The organism is Ruegeria sp. AH7, from assembly GCF_056541325.1.
The window spans coordinates 40,529-55,618 of sequence record NZ_JBQFYF010000006.1; the positions used below are offsets into that span (position 1 = coordinate 40,529).

Genomic DNA, 15,090 nt, shown 5'->3' on the forward strand with positions numbered 1-15,090 from the left:
CCATGGCCCGAACAATCGCCAAAGACCATGACCAGAAGCGGGAACAGATCCTGAAACGCGCTGCAAAGATTTTTGCGGATCAGGGATTTGACCGTGCCTCCATGACTTTGTTGGCAAAAGAATGTGGGATATCAAAGGCGAATATCTATCACTACTACGACAGCAAGGATGCTATCCTCTATGACATCCTTGAAACCTATCTTCGCGAGCTGCGTGATCGCATTTGCAATGTAGAGCTAGGCGGCCTGAGCCCCGAGGAAAAACTCCGTAAGGCGGTGCGCGAAATCCTGTATGCCTATCAAGGGGCCGATGACGAACATCGCGTGCAGATCAGCGGCATGGGGTCCTTGACCCAAGACCAGCAGAAAACACTGCGCACCTACCAGCTGGACATGGTGAGCTTTATCCGCGAGCTCCTGAAGGAGCTTTCCCCAGAGACCTTGCGTGATGACAAAGACAAACTGCGCGGTGCCACCATGTCGGTCTTCGGGATGCTCAACTGGTATTACATGTGGAACACCGGGGCCGGAACCAAGGCGCGTACCGAATATGCTGACCTCGTCTGCACCCTGACAGTCCACGGTATTCGAAAGCTTTAGGCGCAAGTCTAATGGGGGCCAATATTCGGGTTTCGTCTAACTATAGCAGCCTCATCTTTAGATCTGCGCGTCCGCGTAGAAACGCCACGCGCAATCGCGCTATACATTTCCGTGGGCTTTCCACATAAAAGCGATATGCCAGCAATCGAATATGTCTATTCCGCACATTCTGCGTTTGCCTATCTGGGCTCTGCCGAACTTGCCCGAATATGCGCCAAGCACGATGTCACTCTAATCCACAAACCGGTCCTGTTGTCACCAGTTGTTGAAGCGCAGGGAAGTTTGCCTTTCCATGCGCGCACGCAAGCACATGTGGATTACTTTTTCGGGCGTGAAATCGAACGCTGGGCCGAGTATCGCGATGTCCCGGTTATCCGGTTCAGGCCGACATATCACGATGCGGACTACAGCTTGGCATCTGGTATGATCATCACGCTGGGTGAGACAGGGCAGGAGACTGACGCCATGGCTCATAGATTGCTCGAAGCCCATTGGCGCGACGACGCAGACCTTTCCGATACTGAAACGCTTGCGGCCGTGGCGGCAGAGTTGGGTCACAATCCAACCACGCTGTTGGATCAGGCTGGATCGAAGCAGATCCAACAAAAACTGCGCGACAACTCGGCCTGGGCCCGAACTTTCAACATATTTGGGTCACCAACCTACATCGTGGATGGCGACCCGTTTTATGGACAAGACCACCTGAGCCTTGTGGAACGCGCTCTTGAGCGACCGTTTCGGCCATCGACATGGACCAATCCATCGGTTGATTGAACCAAGATGTTCGATCACAAGCTCTTGCTCGGTTTTAACGTCCCAGTCCGGTTGGAGTGACCTCGTAGCCGGGTTCCTCAGGCTCATCATCTGTCATCTCGGCTGGGAAGCCAGGGGCGCGGATGTCCAGGCTAGTTGCGTCTTCCAAACGGCGGATAATGTTTGGCGAAAGCTCTCGGTCGCCGTAGCGCGCGATGCCATCGTCGAAGATTTTGCAGATCAGCGGCGAGATTTCCAGTGGCACATTGTTGCGCTCGGCAATCTCCTGAAACAGCCCGATATCCTTTTTCACAAGGTCCATAGTGAATGAGATATCGCGCGACCCGTTCAGGATGACCTGGCTCTCGGTTACGTGACTAAAGGAGTTGCCAGACGATATCGCGATGGCCTCATAGGCGGTGTTGAGGTTCATCCCGGCGGCTTTGGCCACGACCAGCGCCTCGGCATTGGCCACCAGATGAACGGTGGCCAGATAGTTGGTCAGCACCTTAAGCATCGAGGCCGAACCCAACTCTCCCGTGTGCAGCACGCGGCGACCAAGGGTTGTCAGCAAGGGCAGAACCCTTTCGAACGTGACGCGATCACAGCCCGCAAAGATCGAGATATTGCCTGTATCTGCGCGATGGCAGCCACCCGAAACCGGGCAGTCCACCGCAGCCCCTCCGGCTGCGATGACAAGATTTCCCAGACGAACAGCCTCGGCCTGATCGGTGGTGGACATCTCCATCCAGATCTTTCCTTCGCGTACCTCGGGCAGCATCTGTTGCAGCACGGTTTCGCAGGCCGCAGGCGATGGCAGGCACGTGATGACCACGTCACACTCCCGCATCATCTGAGCCGGGTTGGCCCCGGCTGTCGCGCCCTGCGCAACTTTTTTAGCTACGAATTCGGCGTTCAGGTCGTGGACCATCACATCGTGCCCATTGCGGATCAGGCTGCCGCTCAGCTTGCCACCGACATTGCCAAGGCCGATAAATCCGATTTTCATTGTTTTGCGTCCTGTTGTTCTGAGAAGTTGTAGACCACATCGCCAAAACGATGCTGGGCGAAGCCATAGACAAACTCAAGGCTTTCATCGCTGGCGGTCACGCCATGTTCGGCCCCAGCGGGAACGAATACCGCCATGCCCGGGTATACAGCGGTTGCTTTGCCTTCGATGGTAACTTCGCCGTGGCCCGAAATGAAATAGTAGAACTCGGCCGGATCGTGACGATGAAGCGGCAAGCGACCGAACGCCGGAAGATGGGCTGTGCCCAGCACGATATCGTCCGAGTTCATTCGATCTTTGCAGATCAGTGTTCTCCAGGTGACATCTCCGAATTTGGGGTCGAAACCGCCCTCAATCGGGGCATCATCACGAAACGCAAACCAGGGGTTTTGCGGCGTGTCACTTGCGGGGCTTGGCTCTAGAGCCAGGTTGAGGTCCATGTCGGACATATTGCTTCCTCCCAAGCAAAAAAGTTTCTTTGACCGAAGTTGCCCGCAAGCTGTGTTCGGCGATTTAAGCCAGCCCCCTAAGCGGAAAGTGCCGGGGGCTGGCCTGTTGCGTATGGGTTAGACAGGCAGGCCAAGCCCACCCCGGACCTTCAGTTCCAGATAGTCTTCAAGCCCGAAGGTCCCGCCTTCACGTCCGTTTCCGGATTGTTTGTACCCACCGAATGGCGAGCCATAGTTTGTGCTTTGTCCGTTTATGGTGACAGTACCTGCCTGCAATGCTGCACAGACACGTTCGGCACGTTCGGCGTCGCCCGTCTGAACGTAAGCCGCCAGGCCATAGACAGTGTCATTGGCAATCTGAATGGCCTCGTCCTCGGTCTCGAACGGGATCAGGACGAGAACCGGGCCAAAAATCTCTTCTCGCGCGATGGCCATCTGGTTTGTCACATCTGCGAAAATCGTGGGCTGCGCATACCATCCGCTTTCAAATCCATCCGGTTTGCCGAGGCCACCGGAAATCAGGCGCGCGCCTTCGTCAATGCCGATCTGGATCATCCGCTGCACGCGGTCATATTGGATCTGATCAAAAAGCGGACCGATATGATCGCCGGGCTGGGCCGGGTCCCCCACCGTCTGCGCCTGTGCCGCCGCAGCGGCGATGTTAACGACCTCATCATAGCAGATGCGTTCGACAATCATCCGTGTTGGGGCGTTGCAGGATTGGCCAGTGTTATGGAAGCAGCTGATAACAGACGCTTCGACGCGCGCTTTCAGATCGGCGCCATTGTCAGCAAAGACCAGATTGGGGGATTTGCCTCCCAGTTCCAGCGCCACGCGTTTGACTGTATCTGCGGCGTCTTTCGACACCAGGATGCCCGCGCGGGTCGAGCCGGTGAAGGACATCATTGCGATGTCCGGATGCCGCGACATTGCAGAGCCGACTTCGGCCCCATCGCCAAACACAAGATTGAAAACGCCCGCAGGGTAACCGGCCTCATGAACGATCTCGGCAAAGATCGCGGCGGATAGGGGCGTGTGTTCCGAAGGTTTCAACACGCAGGTGGCCCCGACGGCAAGCGCAGGCAGGACCTTAAGGGCGATCTGGCTGATCGGCCAGTTCCAGGGCGTGATCAGACCACAAACGCCAATCGGCTCTCGATACAGTACATCACCACTGGGCAGAGTTTCGCGCGCGTCGTGGTCTTTGAGCACACGGATGAAATCCTTGATGTGCTCGATCCCGCAGCCTGCCTGCTCTTGGCGTGACATATCGATAGGTGCGCCCATCTCGCTTGTGATGGCCCAAGACATGTCCTCAAGACGTGCGGTGTAGACCTCTAGCAAACGCTCCAGCAAGGCAAGCCTTTCGGCCTTGGAGGTTCTCGAGAAGGTTGCAAAGGCACGCGACGCGGCGGCTACAGCGCGGTCTACATCCGCAGCCGATCCCAGCGCAACCGTGCCGATCACAGAGTCATTTGCCGGGTTCCTGATCGGGAAGCCTGTGCTCGACAGGGGTGCGACCCAGGCACCGTCGATATAGTGGGTGTTCAGGTTTTTCATATTGATTTTGCCTTTCGAAAGACCTTGGTCCTGCGTTGGTGCGCCTGTCGGCCGATCGCGTTTCATGCCGGGCGCCTGTGCACGCCCGAGATTTTTGCATCTGCCAGGATCATCTCGGCCCCGCGCGCGGCCAGCATCATGACAGGCGCGTTGGTGTTGCCAGAGGTGATGTTTGGAAACGAAGACGCATCGATCACGCGCAGCCCGGTCATGCCATGGACCCGCAGGCGCGAGTCGAGAACTGAATCTGCGGCCGAGTTCCCCATCCGGCAGGTGCAACTGGCGTGATACACCGAATTGGCGCGTGCTTGGAAATCCTTTAGCAACGCGTCATCGGAACATTCCGTGAGTTCGGCCCGGTCGCGGATTACAGCACGGATCGCAGGCGTGTTCGCGAGCTTCTGGATATTGCGCCCTGCGGCGATTGCCATGACGCAATCTTCATTCGTCGACAGCGAGTGTGGCCGGATTTCGGGCGCTTTATTCGGGTCCGCTGATGTGATCAGAACCGCGCCACGGCTCGTGGGGCGGCAGGGCTGCGCGCAGATCAAAAAGCCGGCCTTCTTGTCCACATCGGGCTTTCCGGCGGCATTCACGCGATAGGACATCGGATTGCAATACATCTGCAAATCGGCGTGCCTGTTGCGCCCGGACCGCACAAAGCCGCTGACCTGATTGATGGGTACGGCCAGGGGGCCTTGCCGCATCAAAGCATATTGCGCCCCGGCAATGATCTTGCCTGGCCAGTTGCCCAAGCGATTGTTCAGTGTCGGCTCAGTGGCCTGAAACTGATAAGAGACTGCCAGATGATCCTGCAAACCCTGACCCACCTGCTCAAGTTGATGCTGCACATCGATACCGTGCTTTTTCAGCAATGCTACAGGGCCGATGCCCGACCGCTGCAGGATCTGCGGCGAGTTCACGGCCCCGGCGCAGACGATTACTTCACACGCGGCGTGCGCCACGATGCTGCAGTCGCCCTGTCGATACGTGACCCCTGTTGCGGTACCGTTTTTGATGGCTATCCGTTCGACCAGAGCGTCAGTGACAATGTGCAGATTGGTTCGGCCTCGGGCCTTATGCAAAAACGCGTCTGCTGCCGACCAGCGCCTGCCGTTTCTGACGGTGCTGCGTAGGCGCGCCATGCCCTCGCGCGCTGACCCGTTCAGATGATCCAGAATGGGCCAGCCCGCCTGTCGCGACGCGGCCAGAAAGTGGTTCGAAAACGGATGCATCTTTTGGCTCAGATCAGAGACGTGAATTGGGCCGTTTCCGGTATCACCCGTCTCGGTATGCTGCGTTTCGAGCGCGGCAAAGGTTTCTGAAACAGCGGCCCAATTCCATCCCTTAGCACCTGCATATTCCCAATCGTCATAGTCATGCGGCAAGCCCTGAACATAGGCCATTGCATTAATTGAGCTTGACCCGCCGATCACACGCCCGCGTGGCCAAAAGGCCTGTCGCTGGTTCAAGCCGGGATCAGATGCGGCTGTGTAGCACCAGTTGACCTTTGGGTCGTCATAGGTTTTGCCATAGCCCAAAGGCATTTTGATCCAGAAACGACGATCCGATCCGCCCGCTTCGATCAGCAAGACCTTGTGACCTCCGCAAGCTGTTAGTTTATCAGCCAAAACGCAGCCCGCAGACCCGGCGCCGATAATGATGAAATCATAGCCGCCCATCGCGACAACCTGCCTCCCTTTCGTGGCGTGCAACAGGCATCCACGATCCTTGGGGGCATCTTTCTGGCAGAAGTATTGTTAAATCAAACAATGGATTTTAGGATATAGGCTAAAATTTACTTAACGGTTATGTGACATGGACCTGCCTCATCCAACTTGGCTGCGAACCTTCGAGGCTGCAGCTCGGCTTGCCAGTTTTTCTGCTGCGGCTGACGAGCTGGGCCTGACCCCTGCCGCTGTCAGCCAGCAGATGCGTCTGTTGGAAGATCACCTGAAGACCACTCTGTTCGAACGCTTGCCGCGTGGTGTTGCGCTCACCGATATGGGCGAAGCCTATGCGCAACCGGTGCGTCAAAGCCTTGCCGACATGCGCACCGCTACAGCCGGGTTGTTTGGTGCTGCCAGGAAGCGACAGATCAAGGTCAGGGCCTCGATCTCATATGCCACCCTCATCATCGCGCCCCGCCTGAACGAATTTCTAGCCGAACATCCAGACATTGATGTTGAGCTTTCAACCTTTGTCTGGGCAGGCCGTTTTCAGCAGGGTTTAGGGGATGTCGACATCCGGTTCGGCCATGGAGATTGGGCAGACGGTCACGTTACGCATCTAGGCCATGAATATGCCATACCCGTCTGCCACAGGGACCATCTTTCGCGGTTTGGAAACGCGCCCACCTTTGATCAGCTTGCAGCCGATCACATCACAACCATCCATGGCTCCGAAACAGATTGGCCGCAGCTGATGGAACAGTTAGGATTAACCTCGCCGGTCCCGCAAAAGGTGACGCGCTTTGATTCGTCGTTGATGGCGTTGCAATTTGTAAGTTCCGGCTACGGGACGGCCATTGTTGTCGAAAGCTTTGCCAGCGCGTTTCTTGATCGCGGCGCCGTCGTAAGGCCGATTCCAGAAAAGCTTGCGATCCGACCGGCTCATTTCATTGTCGAACGTGAGGGGGCGGAAAAGCGCGACGAGGTGCGTGCGTTTTCGGATTGGGTGAAGTCAATCCACAACTGGTCCTAAGCTGAACAGTGCGCATCGTTGATGACACTATCTCAGGTCAAGTTGATCTGAGCGATCATCGGTGCGGCTCTGAGTTCGGTTCCTGCTTTTGAGCAGTATTGGTGTATCTGGGCCATTCTTTTCCGCTTCTTTGCTTTCCCAAGTTTAGCGCCCGCACAAAGGTATTTGCCTGTCTGATGCGCCAAAATCCGATAATGCCATTCCCTGTTGACAGTTAGAAATGTATAATGGATACATTATTCAAGATAAAACTGCCGCGCTGGCATAATGAGGCAGGCGAAAAGCTCAACGTTTACCCGTCGGCCTTATCAGGCGGTCAGCAGCAGCGCCTTGCCATCGCACGGGCCTTGGCGATGGAGCCTGAATACATGCTGTTTGACGAGGCGACCTCGGCCCTTGATCCTGAACTGGTGGGTGAGGTCCTCGATACCATGCGCCTTTTGGCAGAAGAAGGCATGACGATGATCTGTGTGACACATGAGATGGGTTTTGCACGGGATGTGTCGGACAGGGTTGCTTTTTTCCATCAGGGCGTGATGGAAGAGATTGGCCCACCCGGTCAGATCTTTGGTGATGCACAGTCCGAGAATACACGCAAATTTCTGGCCAATGTACGCTAAACAGTTGGCCAAACGACACGTTAAGGAAGGTTACGTTCATGTCCCAGAACATTTTTACCGGCACGATGCCGGCCCTGATGACCCCGTGCGAACCGGATCGGACACCGGATTTTGATGCGCTGGTGAAAAAGGGCAAGGAAATGATCGCGGCTGGAATGTCGGCTGTTGTGTATTGCGGTTCGATGGGCGATTGGCCGTTGCTGTCTGATGCCGAGCGCATGGAAGGGGTTGAGCGTTTGATCGACGCCGGGCTGCCCGTTGTCGTCGGAACTGGTGCGATCAATTCCAAATCTGCGGTTGCTCTGGCGGCACATGCGCAAAAAGTCGGGGCGGCCGGGCTTATGGTGATCCCGCGCGTGCTGTCGCGCGGCTCGTCGATTGCGGCACAGAGGAACCATTTTAAGGCGATCCTGTCAGCGGCTCCGGATATACCTGCAATTATCTACAACAGCCCGGTCTATGGCTTTGCAACCCGTGCCGATCTGTTTCTGGAACTGCGCTCTGAACACCCCAGCCTTGTGGGATTCAAGGAATTCGGCGGCAAATGCGATCTGCGTTATGCAGCAGAACACATCACATCCAAAGATGATCAGGTCACTTTGATGGTTGGTGTGGACACCGAGGTTTACCATGGCTTCGTCAATTGCGGTGCAACCGGTTCGATTACAGGCATTGGCACAGCCTTACCGCGCGAGGCGCTGTTGCTGGCGGCGCTATGCCAAAAGGCAGCCGTAGGTCATGCCGAGGCGCGTCAGCGTGCGCTGGAACTGGAAGAGGCTTTTGGAGTGCTGGCCAGCTTTGACGAAGGCACAGATCTGGTGCTCTACTACAAATACCTTCTGGTGCTAAACGGTGAAGAGGAATACCGCTTGCATTTCAATGAAACAGACGAACTGACGGACGCGCAACGCAACTATTGCGAACAGCAATATGCCCTGTTCCGCGCTTGGTTCAAAGATTGGTCCAAACAGGGCGGGATCATCGCTGAATGCATGTGATCGACAGCCACACAGGCGGGATGCCCACACGCGTAATCCTGGATGGTGGCCCTGATCTGGGTTCAGGGTCTCTGGCTGAACGTGCCCACCGTCTGGCGACCGAGCATGAGGCGTTCTACAAATCCGTTCTGCTGGAGCCGCGCGGTCAGCCTGGGATGGTTGGGGCGCTGCTGGTTGATCCGCAGGACCCGGGTAGTGAAACAGGTGTGATCTATTTCGACGCTGATGCGGTTCTTGGCATGTGCGGTCATGGCACTATCGGTTTGGCTGTCACGCTGGCCTATCAGGGCCGGATCGCCCCCGGCAGGCACATTTTTGAAACCCCAGCCGGTCTGATTTCGGTAGACCTGTTAGATGCAAATACCGTGCGTGTCACCAATGTCGAAAGTCGCCGGGTCCGCTCCTCTGTTGCGGTTGAAGTTGCGGGCCATGGGCAGGTGATCGGAGACCTGGCCTATGGCGGGAACTGGTTCTTTATCGTTGACCCAAGTCCAATCGCTGTGGAGCCGCGCAACATCCGTGACCTGAGTGATCTGGCGATCGCCATTCGCAAAGCGTGTATCGCGCAAGGTGTGGCGGGCGAAAAAGGTGAGCTTGTGGACCATGTGGTGTTGCAGGGACAATCCGATTTCGCAGGTATCCACAGCCGCAACTTTGTACTGTGTCCCGATGATGAATATGACCGTTCGCCCTGTGGAACTGGCAGCTCCGCCCGCCTGGCTTGCCTTGCGGCCGATGGGGTGTTGGCGCCGGGTGAAGAGATCGTGCAGGAAAGCGTTATCGGCAGTCCTTATCGGTTGAGCTATCAGCTAGGTGCAAATGGCGGCGTCATTCCCAGCCTGACCGGGCAGGCCCATGTCATGGGGGAAGGTAAGTTGATTTTCGCGAAAGATGACCCGTTTCGTGCAGGTATATCCTTTTGAAAGGCTCTTTCGGGGCAGAGCGATCTGACCCTATGGGAAACGCAATGTGAAAGCACTCAACCATGCAGTCTAGCATTCAACCGGATACTATTGTGATCGGAGCAGGCCTGATCGGGATCAGCACGGCACTGGCATTGCAAAAACGCGGCAAACAGGTGTTGGTGCTGGATCGGGAAGGGGTTGGGGCAGGGGCCTCGCAAGGCAATGCCGGGGCGTTTGCTTTTACTGAAATCGAACCGCTGGCGACGCCAGGGATTATGCGCAAGGCGCCGAAGTGGCTGATTGACCCGCTAGGGCCGTTATCGATCCCGCCTTCCTACGCGCTGAATATAGCCCCTTGGATGTTGCGTTTTTGGCGGGCCAGCTGGCGGGATCGTTACATCGCGTCGCTAAATGCGCAGGCAGAGTTGATGAACCACTGTCGTGCCGCTTTGGAGCGTCAGGTTGCAGATGTAGGCGGAGAGGCATTCATCCAGCGCGACGGCCAATTGCAGCTGTTCGAAAGCGAGGCCGAGTTTCGGGCCAGCCTACCCACTTGGGAGCTGCGCAAAGAACACGGTATTCCTTTTGACCTGCTTGAGAACCCGGAGGCGATCGCCGAGATTCAGCCGGGCCTGGATCGCAGATTCACCCATGCAGGGTTCACGCCAACCTGGTTGAACACCATAGACCCGGCCCTCTGGACCAGCCATTTGGCCAAACAGTTCACATCGCGCGGAGGGCAGATCGAGATTGCGGGTGTTTCTGCGCTGACACCCATTGAAGCCGGAGTAAGGGTGACAGCCAGCACGGGGGAGCTGACAGCGGGGCAAGTCGTTGTCTGTGCAGGCGCATGGTCGCACCGATTGGCCGCAACCCTGGGAGATCGCATCCCGTTGGAGACCGAGCGCGGATACAACACGACTCTACCCGAAGGGGCCTTTGATCTGCGGACGCATCTGACTTTTGGCGGGCATGGCTTTGTCGTGTCACGTATCAATGGCGGTGTGCGCGTTGGTGGCGCGGTCGAGCTGGGGGGGCTGCAACTGGCGCCCAACTTCAAGCGGGCAAAGACGTTGCTGAACAAGGCAAAACGCTTCATGCCGGGCTTGAACACAGACGGTGGCACGCAATGGATGGGTTTTCGCCCGTCGCTGCCGGATAGCCTTCCGGTCATTGATCGTTCGGCCCGTTCTCCGCAGGTTCTTTACGGCTTTGGGCATGGCCATCTGGGGCTGACCCAATCGGCGGGCACAGCTGAGCTGATCGCTGATCTGGCCATGGGCAGTGAACCGATGATTGATATGCGGCCTTACGCGTCGACGCGTTTCTGATCCGAAGGACGCCTCGATTTGCGACACTTTAGGTCAACTCGCCGCTTGGTAGGATTGAGGGACAGATGCGCAGCAGCAAAACGATTCACGTTATTTCTGCCCATGCAGAAGGAGAGGTGGGGGATGTCATCGTAGGCGGCGTGGCCCCGCCGCCGGGAGAGACACTCTGGGATCAGCGCAGTTTTATTGCTCTGGACCAAGCCCTGCGCAATTTCGTGCTGAACGAGCCCCGTGGCGGTGTGTTCCGGCATGTTAATCTACTGGTGCCGCCCAAGCATCCCGAGGCTGATGCCGCCTGGATTATCATGGAGCCGGAAGACACGCCGCCGATGTCTGGATCAAACTCGATCTGTGTTGCAACGGTGTTGTTGGATGGGGGGATCATTCCCATGCGCGAACCCGAGACCCGAATGGTGCTTGAAGCGCCTGGAGGGTTGGTGCGAGTGCGGGCAGAATGTCGTGAAGGCAAGGCACAACGTATCTTTGTGCAGAACTTGCCTAGCTTTGCGGATAAACTCTCGGTCCCGCTGGAGGTTCCGGGCCTGGGCACACTTACAGTCGACACGGCATATGGGGGCGACAGTTTCGTCGTGGTCGATGCCCAGGCGCTGGGTTTTGAGATCGCCGCACACGAAGCGCGCGACATTGCCCGGACGGGCGTGCGCATAACCAATGCGGCCAACGAACAACTTGGGTTCTCGCATCCCGAAAACCCGGATTGGAACCATATCTCGTTCTGCGCATTTTGCGGGCCTCTGTCGTCTACAGAGATCGGGTTGACCAGCAAATCTGCCGTCGCCATCCAGCCGGGCAAGGTGGATCGCTCGCCGACAGGTACGGCAGTTTCCGCACGCATGGCGTTGATGGCGGCCAAAGGGATAATGGCGCCCGGTCAAACCTTCGAGGCAACTTCGATCATCGGGTCCAGCTTTACCGGTCGCATTCTGGGCAAGGCTACGGTCGGTGGTCGTGACGCGATTATCCCTGAAATCGGTGGCCGAGGTTGGATCACAGGTATCCACCAACATATGTTAGACCCCGATGACCCATGGCCCGGGGGCTACCGTCTGTCCGACACCTGGGGCGTCTGAGGAACGCCGGTCCGATTGCGCCGGTGCATTGATCACTTGATCTGCTAAGATGTTGGATACAAAATAAAAGCTAAAATATTCAAAGCTATGCGAGGATACCGGATATGCGGCTTTGCTTGGAAAAACCACCACTAGTCGCTACGCGTATCTTCAGAGCGTAACTGGGCAAGGGCGGAAATGGCGGGAAAACGCGCGATCACAAGGCAAAGCCTTCCAGACGTCATCGCAAATGACCTGCGTGAACGTATCCTCAGCGGCGAGCTGGCAGAAGGCGAAACAATTCGACAAGAGGCGCTGGCCGAAGACTATGACGTGTCCCGGATGCCGATCCGAGAGGCGTTGAAGCGCCTGAATGCTGAAGGTCTTGTTCAGTGGACCAACAATCGTGGCGGGTCGGTCACCAAACATTCCCTCAGTGAAATCGGAGAGATATTCGATCTGCGCAGCCTGATTGAAGTCGACCTTTTTCGCCGATCCATCCCCAAAATGGATGCCAGCGACTTCGCCCGCTGTGAAGAAATTCTTAAGCAGATGGAAACATCTTACGACGACAACGACGTCAGTAGATGGGGAATTTTGAACCACGAATATCACTCGGCGCTTTATACAGCCTCGGATCGCAAGCTCACCCAAGAGCTGCTGGACCGCATAAATATGCAATCAGACCGCTATGTTAGGATGCATCTGAGTGTCATGAAACAGCGTGAACCGGCAAAGATGGAACACCGCGACCTTCTGCAATTGGCCCGGGACGGCAAGGTGGAAGACGCCTGCGAGCTTTTGACCTCGCATATCCGGCGGACCAAGGAACAGTTGCTTGAGATGATTGCCTCAAAGCGTGCTGTTGAGGCCCAAAGATGAATTGAAGGGGTACACACCCCGCTATTTCCAGATGGCAGTACAAGCCGTTTCGGCCCAGTCCAAACCCTCAGGTGACAATTCTGAACGCAGCCCGTTCAAAATGCCGGCGTGTGCCTGGCCCAAGCCAATCCTGCTAATCTGTTCCAGAGACGCCTTCAAACTGTGTTGTTTGCAAATTCATAGCGGCACATCGAGGCCAGTAAGGGCATTTACCTTCAGAAACGGTCGTTATCCAGAACTCATATCTGACACCGCCCATGGCCCTTTTGATATTTTATCTACGCTCAATCGCGCCACGTGACATGACCTATGGCCAAATGTATCGCGGGGTATTGCCTTTTGTCGAGGCGCAGATGTTGGTGCTGGTGGCGATCATTCTGTTCCCCGAAGTCGTAACCTGGTTGCCCGATATGCTTGTAGGTCTGTAATTTGGCGTGCAGCAACTGGTGATTCAGGACGACACTTGCAGCTCGGTGCAGTTAAATACGTGGTCAGCAACCGGAGTGCGAAATGTCATTCCGTGTATCGCTTTTCCATTTCGTCATAATAGGCTTTCTGAACTGCGCCCTGCCGTACCTCGAAGCTCGCCACCGGTCCGTTTTCGTCCATCCGACCATCTGATTTCAGCAGGGACAGCGCATCATGCATGCCTTTCAATGCACCCTGCAACGCGACATTGGCATATAGCACAAGGCCGTAGCCCATCTCATCCAGTGCCGAAAAGTCGACGATTGGGGTTTTGCCGCCAACAACAAGGTTGATCAATTGCGGTGTGCCATTCAAGCGCCTGGGGATGTTGCGAATATCTTCCATGCTTTGGGGCGCTTCGACAAATGTGATGTCGGCGCCATCTTCGATGAACGCCTCGGCGCGTTCGATCGCGGCATCGAACCCTTGCGTGGCGCTGGCATCCGTGCGGGCAACCACAAGGAAATTTGGATCCCGACGCGCGTCCACGGCGGCCTTGATCCGGTTGCGCGCTTCGACCATATCGACAACATCCTTGCCCGCGAAATGGCCGCATCGTTTTGGATTGATCTGATCCTCCAGCTGAATCGCGCTGGCGCCCGCACGTTCCAATGTGCGCACGGTGTGGTGTACGTTCAGGGCATTGCCGAAACCAGTATCTGCATCAACCACGATAGGCAGTTCCGTGATGTTGCGAATGGCCGATGTATGCTGCGCAAGTTCGGGGAGTGAGATAAAGCCCAGATCAGGCATGCCCAGATTGGTGTTAGTCAAGCCCGCACCTGAGATATAGACCGCTTCAAAACCCAGCTGATCGATCACGCGCGCGGCAAGGGCATTGGCAGCACCGGGCATCAGAACCGCTGTGCCTGTGTTCAGGCGTTCGCGGAATGCTTTGTTGATCTCATGATTCATCATCGGCGCGCCCTCCGGCTTGTGGGGTTACCCGAATGCCTATCGAAGCCCGGTTAATGTGGCAAGTTGAGCGACCTTGCGTTCTGTCTGGTGAAATATCCGTCAACTTGTGGTCAGACTACGCGCCAGACTTTCAAGCAAAGGGATCGTGTTTGCCCTTGTTTCGGCGTCGAACCTATTGGCCAGACCCGAGACCGTCAGCGCGCCTATGAGGTGCCCTTCGGCATCGAAGACTGGAGTGGCCACCGATGAGATGTTTGGATTGGTTTGGCCTTCGGAACTGGCTGTGCCGTTTTTGTTGAACTTCGCCAGGTCACCAACATCCTCGCCCGAGAAGTGTCGCAGTACCAGCCCTGAGGCCCCGGTCGACAATTGCAGGCGCATGCCTTCTTCGACGTGAAAGCGCAGCAGGTTAGGTGAGTTTTCTCTGTATAAACAAATGCGTTCATTGCCAGAACGCACATAGAAAGAGGCCGTTTCCCCGGTGGCCTCAGCCAGGATTTTCAGGGACGGGGCGACATGTTCGCGCTTGGTAAAATCACGCCGGAAAATCAATCCAAGCCGCCAGACACTGGGCCCCACACTGAACCGGCCGTCCTCGTCACGCTGGATGAAACCATAGATGCTCATGGAATTTGTTATGCGCAGGATGGTGCTTTTGTGCAGCCCGGTTTCCTCGGCCAACTCGGCCAGAGACATGATGGGGTGCTGGGTCGAAAACGCGCTTAGGATTGACATGGCGCGCTCGACGGATTCCGTTCTGTTCGATGGCATGGCGTTCTGTCAGATGAAACGATACTGGATCAACCTTGCTGTATCTCTTTGGCA

At 56.4% G+C, this 15,090-nt stretch carries 15 protein-coding genes and 1 pseudogene; 10 read left to right on the forward strand and 6 right to left on the reverse strand.

What is annotated here, in order from left to right; all coding sequences use genetic code 11:
- Window positions 1-2: 2 nt before the first annotated feature.
- Window positions 3-599 (forward strand): TetR/AcrR family transcriptional regulator, encoded by a 597-nt coding sequence (locus ACR0JX_RS14755; RefSeq protein WP_480544543.1) that lies wholly within the window; start codon window positions 3-5, stop codon window positions 597-599.
- Between the two features lie 135 nt (window positions 600-734).
- On the forward strand, window positions 735-1,373 hold the full coding sequence (locus ACR0JX_RS14760; RefSeq protein ID WP_480544544.1) for a DsbA family protein: 639 nt from the start codon (window positions 735-737) through the stop codon (window positions 1,371-1,373).
- Window positions 1,374-1,407: 34 nt separating this feature from the next.
- Here the strand turns inward: ACR0JX_RS14760 and ACR0JX_RS14765 are convergent, their stop codons facing one another.
- The 4 genes from ACR0JX_RS14765 to ACR0JX_RS14780 all read right to left on the reverse strand — a co-directional run bounded on the left by ACR0JX_RS14765 (window position 1,408) and on the right by ACR0JX_RS14780 (window position 6,052).
- On the reverse strand, window positions 1,408-2,361 hold the full coding sequence (locus ACR0JX_RS14765) for an NAD(P)-dependent oxidoreductase (protein WP_480544545.1): 954 nt from the start codon (window positions 2,359-2,361) through the stop codon (window positions 1,408-1,410).
- The gene (locus ACR0JX_RS14770) at window positions 2,358-2,810 is read right to left on the reverse strand and encodes a cupin domain-containing protein (protein WP_480544546.1); all 453 of its coding nucleotides are present in this window, start codon (window positions 2,808-2,810) and stop codon (window positions 2,358-2,360) included. Before ACR0JX_RS14770 ends, ACR0JX_RS14765 begins: the two co-directional genes overlap by 4 nt.
- A 117-nt stretch (window positions 2,811-2,927) precedes the next feature.
- Window positions 2,928-4,370 (reverse strand): aldehyde dehydrogenase family protein, encoded by a 1,443-nt coding sequence (locus ACR0JX_RS14775; RefSeq protein WP_480544772.1) that lies wholly within the window; start codon window positions 4,368-4,370, stop codon window positions 2,928-2,930.
- 62 nt (window positions 4,371-4,432) lie between these two features.
- A complete protein-coding gene (locus tag ACR0JX_RS14780) occupies window positions 4,433-6,052 on the reverse strand; it encodes a GMC family oxidoreductase (protein WP_480544547.1) in 1,620 nt (539 codons plus the stop codon).
- 136 nt (window positions 6,053-6,188) lie between these two features.
- On the opposite strand from ACR0JX_RS14780, the gene ACR0JX_RS14785 reads away from it, so the two are divergent.
- The 8 genes and pseudogenes from ACR0JX_RS14785 (at window position 6,189) to ACR0JX_RS14820 (ending at window position 13,307) form a co-directional block, all read left to right on the forward strand.
- The gene (locus tag ACR0JX_RS14785) at window positions 6,189-7,073 is read left to right on the forward strand and encodes a LysR substrate-binding domain-containing protein (protein ID WP_480544548.1); all 885 of its coding nucleotides are present in this window, start codon (window positions 6,189-6,191) and stop codon (window positions 7,071-7,073) included.
- Window positions 7,074-7,336: 263 nt separating this feature from the next.
- Window positions 7,337-7,693, forward strand: a pseudogene (locus ACR0JX_RS14790) (ATP-binding cassette domain-containing protein); the annotation flags it as partial.
- Window positions 7,694-7,731: 38 nt separating this feature from the next.
- The gene (locus ACR0JX_RS14795) at window positions 7,732-8,691 is read left to right on the forward strand and encodes a dihydrodipicolinate synthase family protein (protein ID WP_480544549.1); all 960 of its coding nucleotides are present in this window, start codon (window positions 7,732-7,734) and stop codon (window positions 8,689-8,691) included.
- Window positions 8,682-9,614, forward strand: a complete 933-nt coding sequence (locus tag ACR0JX_RS14800) for a 4-hydroxyproline epimerase (RefSeq protein ID WP_480544550.1) — start codon at window positions 8,682-8,684, stop codon at window positions 9,612-9,614. Before ACR0JX_RS14795 ends, ACR0JX_RS14800 begins: the two co-directional genes overlap by 10 nt.
- 62 nt (window positions 9,615-9,676) lie before the next feature.
- Window positions 9,677-10,927 (forward strand): NAD(P)/FAD-dependent oxidoreductase, encoded by a 1,251-nt coding sequence (locus ACR0JX_RS14805; RefSeq protein WP_480544551.1) that lies wholly within the window; start codon window positions 9,677-9,679, stop codon window positions 10,925-10,927.
- Between the two features lie 65 nt (window positions 10,928-10,992).
- The gene (locus ACR0JX_RS14810; protein ID WP_480544552.1) at window positions 10,993-12,018 is read left to right on the forward strand and encodes a trans-3-hydroxy-L-proline dehydratase; all 1,026 of its coding nucleotides are present in this window, start codon (window positions 10,993-10,995) and stop codon (window positions 12,016-12,018) included.
- A 177-nt stretch (window positions 12,019-12,195) separates the two neighbouring features.
- A complete protein-coding gene (locus tag ACR0JX_RS14815) occupies window positions 12,196-12,879 on the forward strand; it encodes a GntR family transcriptional regulator (RefSeq protein WP_480544553.1) in 684 nt (227 codons plus the stop codon).
- A 230-nt stretch (window positions 12,880-13,109) separates the two neighbouring features.
- Entirely contained in the window at window positions 13,110-13,307 is a 198-nt protein-coding gene (locus tag ACR0JX_RS14820) for a TRAP transporter large permease subunit (RefSeq protein WP_480544773.1), read from the forward strand.
- Window positions 13,308-13,392: 85 nt separating this feature from the next.
- Here the strand turns inward: ACR0JX_RS14820 and ACR0JX_RS14825 are convergent, their stop codons facing one another.
- Window positions 13,393-14,265 (reverse strand): isocitrate lyase/PEP mutase family protein, encoded by an 873-nt coding sequence (locus tag ACR0JX_RS14825; protein ID WP_480544555.1) that lies wholly within the window; start codon window positions 14,263-14,265, stop codon window positions 13,393-13,395.
- Window positions 14,266-14,364: 99 nt separating this feature from the next.
- Window positions 14,365-15,036: an IclR family transcriptional regulator gene (locus ACR0JX_RS14830; RefSeq protein WP_480499250.1), complete on the reverse strand. Its 672-nt coding sequence runs from the start codon at window positions 15,034-15,036 to the stop codon at window positions 14,365-14,367.
- Window positions 15,037-15,090 lie beyond the last annotated feature (54 nt).

Coding starts and splice junctions, on each gene's coding strand:
- ACR0JX_RS14780 (WP_480544547.1), bottom strand. CDS start 6,052: ATGGGCGGCTATGATTTCATCATTATCGGCGCCGGGTCTGCGGGCTGC.
- ACR0JX_RS14765 (WP_480544545.1), bottom strand. CDS start 2,361: ATGAAAATCGGATTTATCGGCCTTGGCAATGTCGGTGGCAAGCTGAGC.
- ACR0JX_RS14760 (WP_480544544.1), top strand. CDS start 735: ATGCCAGCAATCGAATATGTCTATTCCGCACATTCTGCGTTTGCCTAT.
- ACR0JX_RS14770 (WP_480544546.1), bottom strand. CDS start 2,810: ATGTCCGACATGGACCTCAACCTGGCTCTAGAGCCAAGCCCCGCAAGT.
- ACR0JX_RS14785 (WP_480544548.1), top strand. CDS start 6,189: ATGGACCTGCCTCATCCAACTTGGCTGCGAACCTTCGAGGCTGCAGCT.
- ACR0JX_RS14755 (WP_480544543.1), top strand. CDS start 3: ATGGCCCGAACAATCGCCAAAGACCATGACCAGAAGCGGGAACAGATC.
- ACR0JX_RS14805 (WP_480544551.1), top strand. CDS start 9,677: ATGCAGTCTAGCATTCAACCGGATACTATTGTGATCGGAGCAGGCCTG.
- ACR0JX_RS14825 (WP_480544555.1), bottom strand. CDS start 14,265: ATGATGAATCATGAGATCAACAAAGCATTCCGCGAACGCCTGAACACA.
- ACR0JX_RS14800 (WP_480544550.1), top strand. CDS start 8,682: ATGCATGTGATCGACAGCCACACAGGCGGGATGCCCACACGCGTAATC.
- ACR0JX_RS14815 (WP_480544553.1), top strand. CDS start 12,196: ATGGCGGGAAAACGCGCGATCACAAGGCAAAGCCTTCCAGACGTCATC.
- ACR0JX_RS14795 (WP_480544549.1), top strand. CDS start 7,732: ATGTCCCAGAACATTTTTACCGGCACGATGCCGGCCCTGATGACCCCG.
- ACR0JX_RS14810 (WP_480544552.1), top strand. CDS start 10,993: ATGCGCAGCAGCAAAACGATTCACGTTATTTCTGCCCATGCAGAAGGA.
- ACR0JX_RS14775 (WP_480544772.1), bottom strand. CDS start 4,370: ATGAAAAACCTGAACACCCACTATATCGACGGTGCCTGGGTCGCACCC.
- ACR0JX_RS14830 (WP_480499250.1), bottom strand. CDS start 15,036: ATGCCATCGAACAGAACGGAATCCGTCGAGCGCGCCATGTCAATCCTA.